Here is a 16,540-nt window from a genome sequence, read left to right on the forward strand (position 1 = left end):
GAACTTACTGCTTACCAACTACTTCTTACTTTTCCACTCCTTACTCTCCCACTTTTTCCCCTATCTTTATACCTGCCTAATTACCAAAATTTACCATTCTTATGAAAAGACTTATCCTGCCAGCAATGGCATTTGGCCTGTTTTTCGGCTGTGAACAAACTCCGGAGAAGGTGGCTGTGAAAACTTATTCCATCGAGCAATTCTACAAAAACATCAACGTGAGCGGCGGCAGCTTCTCGCCTGATGAGTCAAAACTCCTCGTTTCCACTAACGAAACCGGTATTTACAATGCTTACGAAATACCGGTGGATGGCAAAGGCGAAAAGAAACAGCTGACCAACTCGACCGTCGACTCCTATTTTGCTATTTCTTATTTCCCGAACGATGAAAGGCTGATATTTACCGCCGACCAGGGTGGTAATGAAAACAACCACATTTACCTGCAAACACCCGACGGCACGCAGAAGGATCTGACGCCTTACGACAGCGCCAAGAGCTCGTTCTACGGCTGGAGCCAGGACAAGCAAAGCATGTTCATTGCCTCCAACAAGCGTGACCCCAAATTCATGGACGTGTATGAGCGTACCATAGAGTCTCTGGATAGCGAAACCGGTTTTGGTGAGGTGATCTACCAAAACAACGACGGCAGGGACGTGGCCGCCATTTCGCCAGACAAGAACTATTTCGCTTTGACAGAGTCCATCACCAGCGCTGACTCCAAGATGTATCTCTACAACAAATCGACCGGCGAAACCACCGACATCAGCGAGCATGAGGGTGACGTGCAATATGGCCCGCAGTTCTTCAGCCTCGACAACAAGGAGTTGTACTACACCACCGACGAAGGGGCAGAGTTTGTCTACCTGATGAAGATGAACCTGGAGACAAAAGCCACTGAAAAAGTATACGAAGACAAATGGGATGTGTGGTACGCCTATGAGTCACAAAATGGAAAGTACCGGGTGATTGGCGTGAACGAAGATGCCTCCACCAAAGTGCATATTTTCGACATGACCACCGGCAAAGAAGTGATGCTTCCTGCCATTGAAGGAGGCAGCATTGCCTCAGTAAATATTTCCGACAGTGAGAAGCTGGCCCGCCTGACCGTGAGCACCTCAGCGTCGCCCAGTAATATCTATGTGTACAACTTCGAAACCAATGCCCTCACCAAACTCACCGACACGCTCAATCCTGAAATGGCTGCCAGCGACCTGGTAGAGGGCAAGGTAGTGCGCTTCAAGTCGTTTGATGGCACAGAGATTCCGGGCATTTACTACCAGCCTAAAAATGCAGCTCCTGGCGACAAAGTACCTGCGCTCGTGTGGGTGCACGGCGGCCCGGGCGGACAAACAAGGCTGAGCTACTTCGCCCTGATCCAATACCTCGTGAATCATGGCTATGCGATACTGGCCGTGAACAACCGGGGCAGCAGCGGCTATGGCAAAACCTTCTACCACATGGACGACCAAAACCATGGCGACAAAGACCTGAAAGACTGTGTAGCCGGCAAAACCTACCTTGCATCTACAGGGGTGATTGACATGGAGAAGGTGGGCATTATTGGTGGCTCCTACGGCGGCTATATGGTAATGGCGGCGCTTACGTTTGCGCCTGAAGAATTCAATGTAGGCGTGAACCTCTTTGGCGTAACCAACTGGCTGCGCACGCTGAAGTCCATCCCTCCGTATTGGGAAAGCTTCCGCAAATCGCTTTACGATGAAATGGGCGATCCCTACACAGCCGACTCGGTGAGGTTGTATGAAATCTCCCCTCTCTTCCACACCGAAAAGGTAACCAAACCCCTCATGGTACTGCAAGGCGCCAACGACGTGCGGGTGCTCCCGGTAGAATCTGACGAGATAGTAGCCGGTGTAAAAGCGAATGGTGTGCCGGTAGAATACGTGGTATTCGACGACGAAGGCCACGGCTTCCGCAAAAAGGAAAACGAGATCAAAGGCTACGGCAAGGTGCTGGTGTTTTTGGATAAGTATTTGAAGGGCGAAGGAAAGCCGGTGGCGGAGTGATACAAATTCGTTGTCAGTACTCTTGTCATGAGGACTGACGACAACCGGTTTATTAATAGTCCAGAGTCACAGACTCGAACTAGCGGCGATAGGCTGCTATCACGGCGTACACATACATTAACCTCACAATAAGAGTATTTCATATGTTTAATAAGTTATTCAGTTCCTCAAAAGGGGGTCTCAAAAAAAAAGACTTTCAACATCACGCCGACCTAGCCGTCAGTCACCAGAAGGATGGCAATCACATGGAAGCCGTTAATGAATTCAATATTTGCCTAAAAAAGCGGCCTAATGACTGTAATATCTGCTTTCTAAGAAGTAGTTCGTTCAAGGAGCTGCACGAATTGGATAAAGCTATTGATGATTTAAAAGTTGCAGTAGAATACTCAGAATTAGATGACAATAAAATCTATGATAATAGATATTTCAATATGGGATTTGAGTCAGCCAAACAATTCTATGCTGATCAACTGAAAATATATGAGCGAATAAAAATGCTAACGAAAAAAAATAACAAATAGAATTACTCCTTTGGGTTTACACCGACGAATGGTAATCACCGGACTTGAAGTCCGAATATGGCTGCTCCTGAAAATTGCAGAAATTAGCGATATTTCTGCTTCGCTCGTGCGAAAAAATTGAACTATTTCGTTCGGTTCTGAATATTTAGCTGCCCACTTGGGAATACAAGTGCTTGGTCAAATTGAAAGACTTTTCTTTGAGTTTCCTTGTTCTCAAAATTTCTGGAAATATTGATTGTAAGCTTGTCAAATCCGTCAATTCCTCCGTAGTAGTAGGGGCGTAAACGTACGCAATTCTTATGCTCAAATATCCAGCTCAGCAATGTTCTGTCCGACATCCCACATGAATGCCCTAGAATCACAATCTCGAAGGGCTTTGACTTCAGAAACTCGCTTATTTGCCAGTAATTATAAGACTTGTGATACCAAATTGACTTAATATTGACTAATAAATCGTCTATTCCCAAATCTTCCAGCAAGTAGAAAGCATGATCTCTTTCGTCTCCATATCCGAAGACTATTGGGTTAATTTGAGACTCGAGTTCTCCATGAATATTAATACATATTGAACCTTTCGACTGCAGCCCTTTAGTCAGATAAAGATTAGCTAATTTGGTGTAGTTGAAATTCAAAATACATATCCTCTCAAGAGGATATATATTTGCTAATTTCAACGTCAGTGGGTTGAATGTGTGGTAATCGCTGTAAAATGGGCCAATGAATTCCTGAAGTGTTCTGAATTCATAACGTTCTTTAACCTCAGAGACCAAGTAGTTGTGGAAATGAGTCTTAACCTGATCAAATTTTTCATTCAATTCTCTAGCCTTTCTTGAGAATTCTCGCCTTGTTGATATATCCAAAAATGTCCTGGCTCTAATTTGATCCTGTACGATACTGGTTAAAGTATTATAATAGAGTTCTTCTATTCCAACCCAGTTCTCGAATTTTTGAAATACCATTGTCTCGAAGAATGAGTTGTTAAATTCTGCTCTCAATAATTTTTGTTCCTTCGCTTCCTTGAATTTTTCGAAGCTGTTTATATTGAATGTTTTAAAATTGCCAATCGTAGTTGAAGCTCTTAGTAAGTCGTCCTCATGTGAATACTTGGTCTCTAAGTTTTTAGCAACCGAAGTAAAATAATGATCAACAAAGTGATTATAACTGGTGGGCAATCCATGCGCTAAATCAAATCCGTTACCAACTATTACTAATCTATTCATAGAGAACAACTTTATCTACATGTAGTGCGGTTCACTCACTCTCCCCTTACCGCAAGAGCGTCATGCCTTGTGTTAATCCGAAATACTCCAACTCTAGGTTCTTAACCGGGCTCGCTCCCTATTTTTTATTCAATCCATATACCCTGAGCGCCTCAAGATACCTCTCACCATTTTCCCCATCCAGGCCACCACCTAAATAGTCTCCCAGGTCCAAAAAAAGTGCCACACAATCGTCGCAGTCATTGAGTGCTAATACGAGAGCTATGTCGATGGACAAGTGCAGACTAGCATTAGAAAGCCCTGATTTCAACTTCTCCAATTCTTCTTCCAGCTCATTTGTCGAGAATTTTGGGAATGAATAAGCGCCAGCATTGATCTGCTTGATAAAACGATCATCAATGAAAAAATAAGAGTTCTTCGTTACCGGAACAAGGCTATACTTCCAGCTTTTCGAAACAGGCAAATTTGCGAGCTCTGTGATTGAAATCCTCCCATCTTTCAGCTCCACCTTTTGGGGCAATATCGAGGGTTCATTTAGCTCTGCACGACTCAAACAATCCTGCACAAGCATTTCCGTTCCATAAATCATGTTATTTGCTACTGAGTCTATGGTACCACATACCGATAGCACTCTTCCGCCTTCAGTATATCTCAATATAGGTTTGCTGTTTACACCCCCATACCCATTGCAACCACATTCAAGCTTTGCTTCTTGAATTTTCGAGCTGTGCATGTATCCAGAAAGACCATAATTAGTCCAGACTTTGTACCAACTTGATCCAGACACATCAAATTCAAATATTTCTCCGTCACTAATCTTGCCGATAATTCCTGCCTGGCCACTTGGCTCACTTCGCACGTTGGTATAGCCATCAGGATCGTTAATTTGACCTAGTCTTGCTTGAGCAAGCAGATGGATTGGCAACAAAAGAAGGAGTATGGCTGTGTGTTTCATTTATCTTAAAAAGTTAGCCTCTGCCATCCAACATCTTCCGAAGGTCACCATGCCGCAATTTTAGCACTCGGCGAACCGAGCCACCACGTAGGCTTGTCGTATTCGATAACAAAGCTTCCGCCCTATTCCTCAGATTGTGCTTTCTTCTCATTTTTACGCTTTTCGAAGTACTTTTTTATTTCCTCGAAATTCATATCCTGAATATCAACGCTAATTTTATCCCTTGCCTCTCTCATGAATTCCACTGCCTTGAACCCCTCGATGGTCGTGCTTTTTACTTTAGTTTTCATAGTCAATAATTTCTTTTGGCGACCTGATGTCAATTGGATGGCAACCAAGTCTTAATAATTAGGAATTTAAATCCTCCCTCGTAAAAACATCTACCCATTGGTGAACCGTGAAGGTGACAAAATATTGACCATACTGGTCTTTTATCCGGTATTCAAAGGCCATGAATTAAGGTAGGGAATTAGTTTGGAGAGTTCGTTATGCCGGATTAAAAATCCGAATTTATTCTACCTTCGGGAGTATCGCTCAGCGATGCCCTACGGAACATCCCGAAGAGCCACATCTCCCAAATGCCGCAAGGGTCTCTCCCGGCAGGGCAGCCTTGTGGCTTATAGTAACCTGACGTCCGCCAACTTCCAAATGCGGGAAAATCGGTCATAAAAACAAATATCCAGTTGGGTTTTGTAAATTTATTGAATGAAAAGGCAGCGACTATATCTTGATACCTCGGTTTTTGGAGGATATTTTGATAGTGAATTTGAGGAGTTCACGAAACCGCTTTTCGAACGAATAAGTAAAGGAGAGTTTCAAATTCTATTTTCTGCTGTTTTGCAAAGGGAACTCGATCCCGCACCCGAAAAAATTATCAAACTAGTTTCTAACTTGAAAAGTGAATACACAGAATTCCTTGAAGAAAATGAAGATGCGTTGGGTTTAGCAATGGAATACATAACGCAAAAAGTCGTCGGCCAAACCAGCTATGCGGACTGTCTGCATATTGCATTGGCAACCATCAATCAAGCTGATTTGCTTGTTAGTTGGAATTTTAAACATATAGTAAACGTTGACAGGATACGTGGCTTTAATTCCATCAATATAAAAAATGGATATAAACAATTGGAAATTCGCTCACCAAGAGATTTAATGAGTTATGGAAACTGAAACAAAGAAAGAATTTGATGCTGTCAAATTCTCAAGAGAGCAAAAAGACAAATTGAGCGCTGAATTGGCGAAAATGACGGCAGAAGAAATTATCGCCTATTTCAAAAAAGTCAGATTAGACAGCCGGGTTAAACCAAGTACCTAATCTCTCCCCTGCGGCAAGGGGCTCCCTTGTGGTTCAAAACAGACAGACTTCCGTCAGCCCTACAACCCCAGTTCCCTCATCAATTCCCTGGCGGCTGCGCCGCCCGCACGATTGGCGCCAATGGTAGAGGCGGAAGGCCCATAGCCCACCAGATGGATCCGGGGCTCATTGGCGACCATAGTGGCCAGGCTGCCTGCCATGACAATTCCGCCACCCTCTTCTCTTGGCAGCACAGCATCCAGATGAGACAAGGCGCCTTTAAAGCCCGTATTCCAAAGGATTACGTCGGCTTTTTCCTCTCTGCCATCGGCCCACTTTACGCCCGTTGGGGTGATCTCGCTGAACATAGGGACCCGGTTGAGTACGCCCCGCTTTTTCATATCAAGAACAGTCGGCGACAAGGGCAGTCCCGTGACCGACACTACCGACAGCGGCGGCAGACCTTTCCGTACTCTTTCCTCCACCATCGCCACGGCATTGTGCCCTGCTGCATCGTCAAAAGGTCCTTCTCTGAATTCCGGTGGTCGCCGGGTCACCCACGTGGTAGTGGTCACTTTCGATATCTGGTCTAGCAACTGAATGGCAGAGATACCCGCCCCTACTATCACCACGTGCTTGCCTTTGAAATAATCGGCGGTCTTGAAATCCCTGGTATGCAGCTGCTCCCCCTCAAAAAGGGCGGCGCCGGGGTACTCGGGAATGTAGGGATTTTGCCAGGTGCCCGTGGCATTGACCAGTCCCTGAGTTGAAAACAGCGCAGTAGACGTATCGATATGCAGCCGGTCGTTGTGCCAGTACACCTTCTCTACCTTGAGCGGACGATATACCTGCAGACCGAACTTCTTTTCGTACAACTCATAGTAGTGTGGCACCGCCACACTCGCCTTCACTTCGGTGGCGTTCGTTGCTATCGTCTCTTCAAACGGCATACCCGGCAGGTCGTGAATCCTGTTCACTGTGCTTAGCGTGAGCGAAGGCCACCGAAACTGCCAGGCCCCGCCGGGACTGGGTGCCTCATCGAGGACCACAAAATCCTTTCCGACTTCCAGCCCACGTCTCTTCAAATGATGAGCCGTGGAAAGTCCGGCCTGTCCTGCCCCTATCACCGCAACTTTGGTTTTGTAGCGAATTCTGTTAGCCATTCAAAACCATCAGGTTAGCGCCATCCCAGCCCTGGCGCTACATGCTCCAGAATGGAAGAAAGCACATGCACATTGTAATCCACACCTAAGGTATTTGGTATGGTCAAAAGAAGGGTGTCAGCCTCCTGAATAGCTTCATCCTGCCCCAGTTCTTTAATCAATTGGTCAGGCTCGGCGGCATAGCTCCTGCCGAAGATAGCCTTTCTGTTACTTTCGATAAAACCGATCTTATCTGTTCTGTTCGCTTCCTGACCGAAATAATACCTGTCCTGCTGATTGACCAGCGCAAAGATGGACCGGCTCACCGAGATTCTCGGCTCCCGCTCGTGACCCGCTTCCTTCCAGGCCTGCTTGTATAAGCGAATCTGCTCAGCTTGCTGCACGTGAAATGGCTTGCCACTTTCATCGAATTTCAAGGTAGAACTTTGGAGGTTCATGCCCATTTTCCCCGCCCACTCTGCCGTGGCGTCGGAACCCGATCCCCACCAAATGCGGTCACGCAGCCCCTTTGAATAGGGTTCCAATCGTAACAAGCCAGGCGGATTAGGAAACATCGGGTAGGGATTCGGCTGCGCAAAGCCCTCCCCCTTCAGCTTTTCGTAAAACTCCAATCCCTTCCGGCGACCCATGTCGGCGTCGGACTCTCCTTCCTCGGGCTCATAACCAAAGTATCTCCATCCATCAATTACCTGCTCTGGGGAGCCCCTGCTGATGCCTAGTTGTAACCTGCCGCCTGATATTAGGTCAGCAGCACTGGCATCCTCCACCATGTAGAGTGGATTTTCGTAGCGCATATCAATGACCCCGGTGCCAATCTCGATTTTGCTGGTCTTAGCCCCAATGGCCGAGAGCAAAGGAAACGGAGAGGCCAGTTGTTTGGCGAAGTGATGGACCCGGAAATAGGCCCCGTCCAGCCCAATCTCTTCGGCTGCTACTGCCAAATCGATGGATTGCAACAAAGTGTCGCTGGCAGTTTTGGTGGCATAGGCCGGGTGGTTGTCCCAGTGCCCAAATGATAAAAACCCAATTTTCTTCATAATTCCCCCTGGGGATTGATTGTAATGCTTAAATATAGTGCACCGACTTACTTACAAAGCCGGAATTTAATGCTGTTTGATCGCAGCTAACGTGAAACATTGTGAAATAAAAATTGGTGCCCTTGCCATGAACTGCGTACCTCAGCTTTTACCTGGCACGTCATTATTCTCTTCACCAGTTGGCTTTATTTCCCTCAGTGCGTAAGTTGCTTTCAGCACTAAACAACAGAATGAATGGCTAACAAGCGAATACTTTTCACAGGCGGATCAGGAAAAGCCGGCAGACACGTTGTACCCTATCTTCTCAACCAGGGATACAGAGTGATGAACGTCGACCTTGTGCCTTTGCACCACCCGGGTGTTGACAACCTCAGGGCCGACATTACCGATTCCGGACAAATGTTCAATGCCATGAGTTCGTATGCCGGGCTGGATGAGTTGGAGGCAGGCAATGGCGTGCCAAAGTTTGATGCTGTAGTCCATTTCGCCGCCGTGCCCCGAATTCTGATCACTCCGGACAATGAAACGTTCAGGGTCAACACCGTTGGCACCTATAATTTGATCGAGGCGGCTGTAAAACTTGGGATTAAGAAGATCATCATCGCTTCGTCGGAAACCACCTACGGCGTTTGCTTTTCCGATGGTAAAACTGATCCTCATACGCTGCCACTGGAAGAAGACTATGACGTTGACCCCATGGATAGCTATGGCCTATCAAAGGTGGTCAATGAGAAAACAGCCCGTAGCTTCCAGCGACGTTCGGGCTTTGATATTTACGCCCTTCGTATCGGCAACGTGATTGAGCCTCATGAATACGCTGAACTATTTCCCGGCTATTTCAAAAATCCTGAAGTGCGCCGCAGGAATGCCTTCTGTTATATTGACGCACGTGACCTGGGGCAGATTGTGGATTTATGCCTGAAAAAAGACGGCCTGGGCTATCAGGTTTTCAATGCGGGCAACGATCACAATGGTGCAATTATTCCAAGCAAAGAACTGGCAGAGCGGTTCTTCCCGGGAGTGCCCATTACCCGTGAGCTGGAGGAACATGAGGCCCTGTTTTCAAACCGCAAAATTCGAGAAGTGTTGGGCTTCAAAGAGCAGCATAACTGGCGGAAATACGTGAAATGGGATTGATGGGCAGCTGCCCTTCGACGTGCGCTGAAGGCATGGCCAACGCAGGTGTCGGCACGGCCAAATAGCCCCCAAGCAAGAGCCGTCAGACACCGGTGAACCTCACTCCGGCGGCTGACGGCCCCAAGCGCACAATCCATCGCTACCGTGCCGGCGCCTATACTTGGTTCATTCCCCTCTCAATCTTCGCTTTTCCATCCCATGTTGTTGGAATCTAAATCAGCGTTGATTTTTCTAACCACAGCGTCAATTTCGTTGGCCTGCGCTATCATTTTCTCCACAAGTTGATCAGGCTGCATGTCGGAACCCAGCTTATAAACGGCAGCAAGGCCCAGCAGCCTTGCCACCGGCCCTCTCAAATGATGGGCATTGATGTGGCCATATCTGATAAGCATTTCGTTTTGAGACTTAATTCTTGCGGTGCGCTCACTTACAATTTTCTCCAGGTTTTGATTCAATAAGCTAAGTTCTGCTTGTGTTGCATGAAGCTCTTTGTTTTGCGCAGCTATTTCGTTCGCCCTTCGTTGGAGTTCCAAATTGGTGTTTCGTAAGTGATAATGAATCCCATCGTAGCTACCTTTTAACACAGCAGTGGCAAAAGTGATGATAAAGTACAAAATAGAAAATGTGATGCAAGCAGTAACCTTTTCCGACACGTGAAACACAAAAACTGTATTGAGGAGAATAAACGTGATTCCGTGCATGACCCACATGGTTCTTCCTTTCAGCATCACCGAGATAATAAACCCAACAATCATAACCACTGCCAGTGTGATAGTGGCATGAGGGGCAGTAATCCGTTGGTAAGCCACCACCAGCAGCGTTGTACTGGTTAAAAGAAGCACAGCCTGCGTAGGGTATTTATCCCTCAACTTATAAGCAGCAATGCAAGCCAAAAGGATGATTAGCGAAACTATGGTGGGTAGTATGTTCTCAGGACGAAAAACTATACTGGATAAGAGAATAAATGAAACCCCAAGAATACTTATCCTCAATAGGGTGTTGAGAAAAAATTTCTCAATGTTCCTTACTATCATGTAGCTGGTTACTCAAAAAAATCGGTTCGCTTTCAATTTAATAAAAGTTTACTGCGGTAAAGTGGCCATTCAAACTAATTGGTCAGCAACTAATGAATTCCTTAGCGAAATGCCTTTTTATCTATTCTCAATCCAAATCATGCTGTCGTTCCGCAGGTGTCAAGACAATGCACTGTTGAGATTACGAGGTAACCATAAAAGTCCTATCTTCCCGTATGAAACACGGTCAATCACTATCGCTACTTTTACTATGCCTTTTATTTGTTGCTACCATGTGCAACCCGCCTGTAGCAGACGAGACAGCCAAAGAAAGCATACCCAATTCAGAAACCATAGCTCCGGAAGGATTTAAGGCGCTGTTCAATGGTGTTGATTTAGAAGGCTGGTATACAGTGAGTGACGGAAATGGCCCCGACAGTCTGGAGATATTCCGTGCTGAAAATGGAACCATCCACGCCTACCCCAGCCAAAAGGCTGGTTCACGTCAGTCATTTGCCGGGTTAGTAACCAAAGAAGAATACAGCAGCTATATTCTAACGTTTGACTTCAAATGGGGCGAGAAAAAGTTTGAGCCCAGGACTGGTAATGTAAAAGACGCTGGTGTCCTGTTTCATATTTTTGACGAAACTGACTTTTGGCCTTATGGCGTAGAATGTCAGATTCAAGAAGGAGACCTTGGGGATTTATGGATCATTGGGGCAAGAGCCTCAGCCAGGGTGGATGCCTCTGAGCACTATGCCACCAACGGCGAACTCAAGACAAAGGGAGAAATTGAAAACAAATACCATCGCTTCTCCAGGTCCTTTTCATGGGAAGTGCCGGGCTGGAACAAGGTAGAAGTTGAGGTAAATGGCGACCATGCCACCTTCACCATTAATGGAAAAGTTGTCAATGAGGCCATTGATATGAAATATTGGGATGCTGAAAAAAATAGCTGGGAGCCGCTCACCAAAGGAAAAATCCTGTTGCAGGCAGAAGGCGCTGAGATTTTTTACCGAAATGTGTTTATCAAGCGGCTTTAACTTGCGAGGGGGATCACCTAATCCCTACATACCCCTCCGCCGCCTTGAACAGCTTTTTGGAGTCATAGCCAATGCCATTTTTGAACACAATATTCAAAGACCTTATAGCAGAAATATCCTTGCTGATGTCGTTGTCCATAATCAACAGGTCGGCAATCTTTCCTGCTTCTAATGTACCAATAGACGACGCCTGCTCCAGGTAAGTGGCGCCGTGAAGCGTACATATTTTAATGGCTTCGGGAATAGAAAATCCCATTTCAACAAATAGCTCCAGCAACCTCCTGTTGGCGTAACCTGCCACAATTCTCCCGTCGTAAGTAGGGTCGGTGCCTGCTACCAGTAAGCCACCTGCATCGTAAAACGCTTTCTCCCAAACCTTGGCTTTGTTGAAGGCCAGGTAATCGAGTGAATCCTTCCCCTGCTTGCTGGCCCACCTTTTGTAAACCTTCTCTTTTGCGTTTGGAAACAAAGCGTCGATGCCTCCTCCCGGCACCACCTCCCTGCCGGTGTAGGGTTCAAATACATTGATGGTTGAGGTAAGTGCTACTTTCTTACTCACCAGATGCGTTATCAGATCGGTCACTTCCTTTGAATCAACCGGAATAGTCAACAGGGCCTTGCGCATTTCAAAAGGATCGCAAATATCAACTTGCTTGCCTTTCACAAAGTCACTGCATGAAAAAAAGCCGTGCTCAAGATTATCAATTCCAATATCAGCGGCTTCCCTGTAAGTAATAGAACAGATATGGCCCGTGACTTTCATGTTTCTGGCATGAGCCGCTGCCACAATCGCTTTCAGGTCTTCTCTTGTAATGAAGTTGTACACCTTAATGGATGTAATACCCATATCGGCATAGTGGTTAACCGCCCTGGCTGCACCTTCAGGAGAGTCGATGGCGCCGAGCTCAAATATACCCACCCCCTCTCTGTCAATGTGCGGGCTGGTCACATCCATTTTCGGACCTGGCACTTCTCCCCGGCCAATGGCTTTCTTGATATTCAGGTCGGCCTGGGGCATGATGCTTCCGGCCGTTCTTATGCTGGTAACACCACCGGCAAGATAAAGTCTTGGGAAAGAGTAACTCATTTGGTCCACGCCATAATTGGCATCTGGTGTCGTTTTTGGATAAAACAGGTGCTCATGCAGCATGACCATACCAGGCATGGCACTTTTGCCCTCCATATTGATGGCCGTCGCCCCCTTCGGCACAGGTAGGTCAGGTCCCACTTTTTCAATTTTATCACCCACGATAAGGATATCCTGATTGGCCTTTGCCGCACCACCGGTACCATCTACCAGAGTGAGGTTTTGAAGGAGGTAGTTGCCTCTTTCGTGGGTTACAAAGGCTTTTGTTTGGTCAGTTAACTGTTCCTGCCCCAATGCGCTGAAAAAGGCACAAATAGCAAGAACTGTGGAAAATAGTCTTCTCATGGTCGGAAATTAGGTTGATCCGCTTACCATACTCACCTGGGGAAAGTACGACAAGTCCGAAACTACAAAAAAAGCGAGTAAATCGTATTTCGATATTCCCTATCTTCGTCATTATGACCCGAATGATCACCTGTCTTCTCTTTGCTTTCTCTCTTCATTTGAGTGCCCAAAGCCAGGGCAGTTACATCATTCCTGATTCAGTGCAACGCATTGTTTTTCTGGGCAACAGCATTACTTATGCAGGGCAGTATGTATCCTACATCGAAGCATGCCTCAGGCTGGCTTACCCCCACGGAAAATTTGAGGTCATCAATGTGGGCCTGCCAAGCGAAACTGTATCCGGGCTTTCTGAGCCCAACCATGCAGACGGCAAATTTCCCCGACCAGACCTCCGGGAGAGGCTGGATCGTGTTCTTGCGCAAACCCAGCCCGATCTGGTATTTGCCTCCTATGGCATGAACGATGGTATCTATCTACCCTTTGATGACACTCGCTTCCAGGCCTATAAAGAAGGGATCAACTGGCTGCATAGAGAAGTATCGAAGTCGGGCGCTGCCATCGTCCACCTCACCCCTCCGGTGTTTGACGAACGAAAGGGCGTAGCCTACGCCAATGTGCTCGATATTTACTCCGACTGGCTGATTAGTAATAGATATACAAAAGACTGGAATGTGGCTGACGTACATGGACCGATGAAAAAGCATCTGGAGGACAGGCGCCTGATCGATCCTGATTTCAAATACGCCTCGGACGGAGTGCACCCGGACAAAACTGGCCACTGGATCATGGCAAAAGCGATCCTTGCTTACCTGGGACTGAATGAGCTGGCCAGGGCTGACAGCGCCGGGGAAGCCGTTTCCACTGCCAGCAATGGTGAAAAAATTCTGCAACTGATCGAAGAGCGGCAGGCAATAATGAAAGATGCCTGGCTAACGGCCACAGGGCACACCCGGCCTGGAATGAAAGAAGGGCTACCACTTAAGGAGGCTCTGGCTCAATCAGCGGAGTTTGAGAAGGCGCTGGGTAAGCTCATGCGCTAAGAGGCTCAGCTTGTAGCAGAATGTAATAGAGCCACTTCTTCATCCAAAAACGGCCCGACCACCTCCACTTTTCGCCCACCTTTGTCAAATAGTTCTCTACAGGGCATTTCAAACACATAGTTTGGATTGCTTCTACCCGTCAAGTCATAGTAGGAAGCTTTGCTCATTCCAAATACCAGCTTCTTTATGCCACTCCAAAAAATAGCTGACGTGCACATAGGGCAGGGCTCATCGGTAGTGTAAATAGTGCACGTGTTGAGAAACTCATAGCTGAATTTTTTGGATGCCTTCCTGATCAGGTTCACCTCGGCGTGCCCCAGGGCGTCTCCGCTTGTCATAATCGTGTTTTCACCCTTCATCAGCACCTTTCCTTCGCCGTCCACCAGCACGCAACCAAATGGGAGATTGCCTTTGCTTTCCGACCGTCGTGCCACCGCAATAGCCAGCCGCATATGTTTCTCGTTGCTCATAGTTCAAAAGAGTCTTGACCTCCCAAAATACGTGCAGCACGCCAATTTGTTGCTCTTGTCAACACTGCCGGAACAATACTCCAGCGGAGGTTCGCAAAGTGTCGAATATCAAAGTGCCAGTGTGACTTAAATCACTGTGCCTGACTTGATGAATGGCTAGTTTCAACTATCAATAAAACAACATTAGATATGGAAAATATATTGAATGAAGAAGTGATACCAATGCCACGCATTGGGGATAAAGCACCACAGTTCAAAGCAAAAACTACCCAGGGCGACATCAACTTCCCCGCCGACTATCAAGGCAAGTGGGTGATTCTTTTTAGCCACCCTGCCGACTTTACTCCGGTTTGCACATCAGAGTTTATGACCTTTGCCACGCTGGAAGAAAAGTTTGCCAAAGCAAACACACAATTGATTGGCTTATCGATTGATGGATTGTACAGCCATATTGCCTGGTTGCGCACTATCAAAGACAAAATAGAATTCAAGGGGATGAAAAATGTGGATGTCAAATTCCCACTCATTGAAGACATCACCATGAATGTGGCCAAAAAATACGGAATGATTATGCCTGGCGAAAGCAGTACACAAGCCGTTCGTGCAGTGTTCTTTATTGACCCCAAGGGCACCATAAGGGCTATCATCTACTATCCACTCAGCCTTGGTCGCAACTTCGACGAGCTTTACCGTGTGATCGTTGCACTGCAAACAGCCGATGAGTTTGCTGTGGCCACACCAGCCGACTGGAAGCCAGGCGACGACGTGATCATTTCGCCGGCAGGCTCTTGCGGAGTTGCTAAAGAGAGAATGGATGGCAACGTAGAAGGGCTTGATTGCAAAGACTGGTTTTTCTGTACCAAAAAGCTCGACAAAGACATGGTACTCGACAAGGTGCTGAAAAAAGAAAAAGAGCCTGTATTAGCGTAAGTAGGGACAACAAGTTAGTACGGTGGCTGCATTTCCCGGACAAAGTACCGGGCGGTGCAGCCTTTCTTTTTCGGCCAGATCAACAAGGCCACAGCCATACTCAAAATAGAGACGGTAAGTGAGGCATGGAAGAGCCCCAAATTCACTACCGATCACCAGCGCTTTCTAAAGTACTCCCTTCGTGCTAGGCAACTGATTCAGCGCATTGGCGTCTCTGCCTATAGCCATCTTGATGGCTCTCGCTAACGCCTTAAAGGTTGCCTCTATCTTGTGGTGCTCATTAGCGCCTTCCGCCTTGATGTTGATATTGCTCAGCGAGGTATCAGAAAACGACTTAAAGAAGTGATAAAACATTTCCGTTGGCATATCGCCTACCATTTCACGCTTGTATTCTGCCTCCCACACCAGCCAGGGCCTTCCACCAAAGTCGATAGCCGCCTGCGCCAGGCAGTCGTCCATAGGCAGCATAAAGCCGTAGCGGCTAATGCCTTTTTTGTCGCCAATAGCCTTGCGGAAAGCTTCCCCTAAAGCCAGCGCTGTGTCTTCGATCGTGTGGTGCTCATCAATATGTAAGTCGCCTTTCACAGTTACTTCTAAATCACAACCAGAGTGACGGCCCAGCTGATCGAGCATGTGATCATAGAACCCCAGGCCTGTGTTCATCTTCGTTTGGCCCGTACCGTCAAGATTAAGCTTAATAAAGATGTCCGTTTCCTTAGTGGTTCGCTTCACTTCAACCATCCTGGGAGGAAGTTTGAGGAAACGATAAATCTCATCCCAATTCGTAGTACTTAAAGCCGCCTCCGGGCTTGACTCTCCTATAAAAATAGCTTTTGAACCGAGGTTCTTTGCTAGTTCCACATCCGTTTTACGGTCTCCTATCACGTAGGAGTTGGGCAGGTCGTAATCTTCGGTCAGGTATTGTGTAAGAAGTCCTGTGCGGGGCTTTCGGGTTGGGGCATTGTCCTTTTCGAAGGTTTTATCGATGTGGATGGCAGCGAAGTTGACCCCTTCTCCTTCCAGCGTTTCCAACATCTTGTTCTGCGCTGGCCAAAAGGTATCTTCGGGAAAGCTGGCCGTGCCTAATCCGTCTTGATTGGTCACCATCACAAGCTCGTAGTCGAGTTCCTCCGCTATTTTCCTCAGGTTCGAAATAGCCCCGGGAATAAACTTCAGTTTCTCCAGCGAGTCTACCTGAAAGTCTTCAGGTGGCTCCACGATGATCGTGCCGTCTCTGTCTATGAACAATACCTTTTTCATT

17 protein-coding genes are annotated in these 16,540 nt (G+C 47.0%); 8 read left to right on the forward strand and 9 right to left on the reverse strand.

All coding sequences use genetic code 11. From position 1 onward, the window contains the following. Positions 1 to 101: 101 nt before the first annotated feature. Together AAC052_RS00095 and AAC052_RS00100 are read left to right on the forward strand one after the other, a co-directional pair. Positions 102 to 2,024: a prolyl oligopeptidase family serine peptidase gene (locus AAC052_RS00095; RefSeq protein WP_339809965.1), complete on the forward strand. Its 1,923-nt coding sequence runs from the start codon at positions 102 to 104 to the stop codon at positions 2,022 to 2,024. Positions 2,025 to 2,167: 143 nt separating this feature from the next. Continuing rightward, entirely contained in the window at positions 2,168 to 2,545 is a 378-nt protein-coding gene (locus AAC052_RS00100) for a hypothetical protein (RefSeq protein WP_339809967.1), read from the forward strand. A gap of 122 nt (positions 2,546 to 2,667) precedes the next feature. On the opposite strand, the gene AAC052_RS00105 is transcribed toward AAC052_RS00100, so the two are convergent. The 3 genes from AAC052_RS00105 to AAC052_RS00115 all read right to left on the reverse strand — a co-directional run bounded on the left by AAC052_RS00105 (position 2,668) and on the right by AAC052_RS00115 (position 5,010). After that, the gene (locus AAC052_RS00105) at positions 2,668 to 3,765 is read right to left on the reverse strand and encodes an AbiH family protein (RefSeq protein ID WP_339809970.1); all 1,098 of its coding nucleotides are present in this window, start codon (positions 3,763 to 3,765) and stop codon (positions 2,668 to 2,670) included. 118 nt (positions 3,766 to 3,883) lie between these two features. Beyond that, complete coding sequence (locus tag AAC052_RS00110; protein WP_339809973.1) at positions 3,884 to 4,720, reverse strand: SH3 domain-containing protein; 837 nt, start codon at positions 4,718 to 4,720, stop codon at positions 3,884 to 3,886. A gap of 122 nt (positions 4,721 to 4,842) precedes the next feature. Next, positions 4,843 to 5,010, reverse strand: coding sequence for a hypothetical protein (locus AAC052_RS00115; RefSeq protein WP_339809976.1), 168 nt, complete (start codon positions 5,008 to 5,010; stop codon positions 4,843 to 4,845). A 415-nt stretch (positions 5,011 to 5,425) separates the two neighbouring features. Here AAC052_RS00115 and AAC052_RS00120 point away from each other — a divergent pair, with 415 nt between their 5' ends. Both AAC052_RS00120 and AAC052_RS00125 read left to right on the forward strand, forming a co-directional pair. Beyond that, complete coding sequence (locus tag AAC052_RS00120) at positions 5,426 to 5,890, forward strand: hypothetical protein (protein WP_339809978.1); 465 nt, start codon at positions 5,426 to 5,428, stop codon at positions 5,888 to 5,890. Continuing rightward, positions 5,880 to 6,035: a hypothetical protein gene (locus tag AAC052_RS00125; protein WP_339809981.1), complete on the forward strand. Its 156-nt coding sequence runs from the start codon at positions 5,880 to 5,882 to the stop codon at positions 6,033 to 6,035. The genes AAC052_RS00120 and AAC052_RS00125 overlap by 11 nt, the downstream gene beginning before the upstream one ends. Positions 6,036 to 6,094: 59 nt before the next feature. On the opposite strand, the gene AAC052_RS00130 is transcribed toward AAC052_RS00125, so the two are convergent. Further along, entirely contained in the window at positions 6,095 to 7,177 is a 1,083-nt protein-coding gene (locus AAC052_RS00130) for an NAD(P)-binding domain-containing protein (RefSeq protein ID WP_339809983.1), read from the reverse strand. 14 nt (positions 7,178 to 7,191) lie between these two features. Then, positions 7,192 to 8,214 carry an LLM class flavin-dependent oxidoreductase gene (locus AAC052_RS00135; protein ID WP_339809985.1) on the reverse strand — a complete coding sequence of 341 codons (1,023 nt, stop codon included), beginning with the start codon at positions 8,212 to 8,214 and terminating at the stop codon, positions 7,192 to 7,194. Positions 8,215 to 8,448: 234 nt separating this feature from the next. Here AAC052_RS00135 and AAC052_RS00140 point away from each other — a divergent pair, with 234 nt between their 5' ends. Then, positions 8,449 to 9,351: an NAD(P)-dependent oxidoreductase gene (locus AAC052_RS00140; protein ID WP_339809988.1), complete on the forward strand. Its 903-nt coding sequence runs from the start codon at positions 8,449 to 8,451 to the stop codon at positions 9,349 to 9,351. A 176-nt stretch (positions 9,352 to 9,527) separates the two neighbouring features. On the opposite strand, the gene AAC052_RS00145 is transcribed toward AAC052_RS00140, so the two are convergent. After that, positions 9,528 to 10,385 carry a hypothetical protein gene (locus AAC052_RS00145; protein WP_339809989.1) on the reverse strand — a complete coding sequence of 286 codons (858 nt, stop codon included), beginning with the start codon at positions 10,383 to 10,385 and terminating at the stop codon, positions 9,528 to 9,530. A 215-nt stretch (positions 10,386 to 10,600) separates the two neighbouring features. On the opposite strand from AAC052_RS00145, the gene AAC052_RS00150 reads away from it, so the two are divergent. Then, the gene (locus tag AAC052_RS00150) at positions 10,601 to 11,407 is read left to right on the forward strand and encodes a DUF1080 domain-containing protein (RefSeq protein ID WP_339809992.1); all 807 of its coding nucleotides are present in this window, start codon (positions 10,601 to 10,603) and stop codon (positions 11,405 to 11,407) included. A gap of 13 nt (positions 11,408 to 11,420) precedes the next feature. Here the strand turns inward: AAC052_RS00150 and AAC052_RS00155 are convergent, their stop codons facing one another. Beyond that, positions 11,421 to 12,839, reverse strand: a complete 1,419-nt coding sequence (locus tag AAC052_RS00155; protein WP_339809993.1) for an amidohydrolase family protein — start codon at positions 12,837 to 12,839, stop codon at positions 11,421 to 11,423. A gap of 113 nt (positions 12,840 to 12,952) precedes the next feature. On the opposite strand from AAC052_RS00155, the gene AAC052_RS00160 reads away from it, so the two are divergent. Then, positions 12,953 to 13,879 (forward strand): SGNH/GDSL hydrolase family protein, encoded by a 927-nt coding sequence (locus tag AAC052_RS00160; RefSeq protein WP_339809995.1) that lies wholly within the window; start codon positions 12,953 to 12,955, stop codon positions 13,877 to 13,879. Positions 13,880 to 13,884: 5 nt separating this feature from the next. Here AAC052_RS00160 and AAC052_RS00165 read toward each other — a convergent pair whose 3' ends face one another. Beyond that, positions 13,885 to 14,349, reverse strand: coding sequence for a nucleoside deaminase (locus AAC052_RS00165; RefSeq protein WP_339809997.1), 465 nt, complete (start codon positions 14,347 to 14,349; stop codon positions 13,885 to 13,887). 189 nt (positions 14,350 to 14,538) lie between these two features. On the opposite strand from AAC052_RS00165, the gene AAC052_RS00170 reads away from it, so the two are divergent. After that, positions 14,539 to 15,279, forward strand: coding sequence for a peroxiredoxin (locus AAC052_RS00170; RefSeq protein WP_339810000.1), 741 nt, complete (start codon positions 14,539 to 14,541; stop codon positions 15,277 to 15,279). A 165-nt stretch (positions 15,280 to 15,444) separates the two neighbouring features. On the opposite strand, the gene hisB is transcribed toward AAC052_RS00170, so the two are convergent. Continuing rightward, positions 15,445 to 16,539, reverse strand: a complete 1,095-nt coding sequence (gene hisB, locus AAC052_RS00175; protein ID WP_339810001.1) for a bifunctional histidinol-phosphatase/imidazoleglycerol-phosphate dehydratase HisB — start codon at positions 16,537 to 16,539, stop codon at positions 15,445 to 15,447. Between the last annotated feature and the right edge of the window lies 1 nt (position 16,540).

Source organism: uncultured Imperialibacter sp. (assembly GCF_963974565.1).
In the GTDB taxonomy this organism is placed as follows: Bacteria; Bacteroidota; Bacteroidia; order Cytophagales; family Cyclobacteriaceae; genus Imperialibacter; species Imperialibacter roseus.

Bases quoted from the DNA above. Each gene is read 5' to 3' on its own strand.
- AAC052_RS00120 (WP_339809978.1), top strand. From the start codon at position 5,426: ATGAAAAGGCAGCGACTATATCTTGATACCTCGGTTTTTGGAGGATAT.
- AAC052_RS00130 (WP_339809983.1), bottom strand. From the start codon at position 7,177: ATGGCTAACAGAATTCGCTACAAAACCAAAGTTGCGGTGATAGGGGCA.
- AAC052_RS00165 (WP_339809997.1), bottom strand. From the start codon at position 14,349: ATGAGCAACGAGAAACATATGCGGCTGGCTATTGCGGTGGCACGACGG.
- AAC052_RS00105 (WP_339809970.1), bottom strand. From the start codon at position 3,765: ATGAATAGATTAGTAATAGTTGGTAACGGATTTGATTTAGCGCATGGA.
- AAC052_RS00140 (WP_339809988.1), top strand. From the start codon at position 8,449: ATGGCTAACAAGCGAATACTTTTCACAGGCGGATCAGGAAAAGCCGGC.
- AAC052_RS00155 (WP_339809993.1), bottom strand. From the start codon at position 12,839: ATGAGAAGACTATTTTCCACAGTTCTTGCTATTTGTGCCTTTTTCAGC.
- AAC052_RS00110 (WP_339809973.1), bottom strand. From the start codon at position 4,720: ATGAAACACACAGCCATACTCCTTCTTTTGTTGCCAATCCATCTGCTT.
- AAC052_RS00150 (WP_339809992.1), top strand. From the start codon at position 10,601: ATGAAACACGGTCAATCACTATCGCTACTTTTACTATGCCTTTTATTT.
- AAC052_RS00145 (WP_339809989.1), bottom strand. From the start codon at position 10,385: ATGATAGTAAGGAACATTGAGAAATTTTTTCTCAACACCCTATTGAGG.
- AAC052_RS00135 (WP_339809985.1), bottom strand. From the start codon at position 8,214: ATGAAGAAAATTGGGTTTTTATCATTTGGGCACTGGGACAACCACCCG.
- AAC052_RS00125 (WP_339809981.1), top strand. From the start codon at position 5,880: ATGGAAACTGAAACAAAGAAAGAATTTGATGCTGTCAAATTCTCAAGA.
- AAC052_RS00100 (WP_339809967.1), top strand. From the start codon at position 2,168: ATGTTTAATAAGTTATTCAGTTCCTCAAAAGGGGGTCTCAAAAAAAAA.
- AAC052_RS00115 (WP_339809976.1), bottom strand. From the start codon at position 5,010: ATGAAAACTAAAGTAAAAAGCACGACCATCGAGGGGTTCAAGGCAGTG.
- AAC052_RS00170 (WP_339810000.1), top strand. From the start codon at position 14,539: ATGGAAAATATATTGAATGAAGAAGTGATACCAATGCCACGCATTGGG.
- AAC052_RS00095 (WP_339809965.1), top strand. From the start codon at position 102: ATGAAAAGACTTATCCTGCCAGCAATGGCATTTGGCCTGTTTTTCGGC.
- AAC052_RS00160 (WP_339809995.1), top strand. From the start codon at position 12,953: ATGACCCGAATGATCACCTGTCTTCTCTTTGCTTTCTCTCTTCATTTG.
- hisB (WP_339810001.1), bottom strand. From the start codon at position 16,539: ATGAAAAAGGTATTGTTCATAGACAGAGACGGCACGATCATCGTGGAG.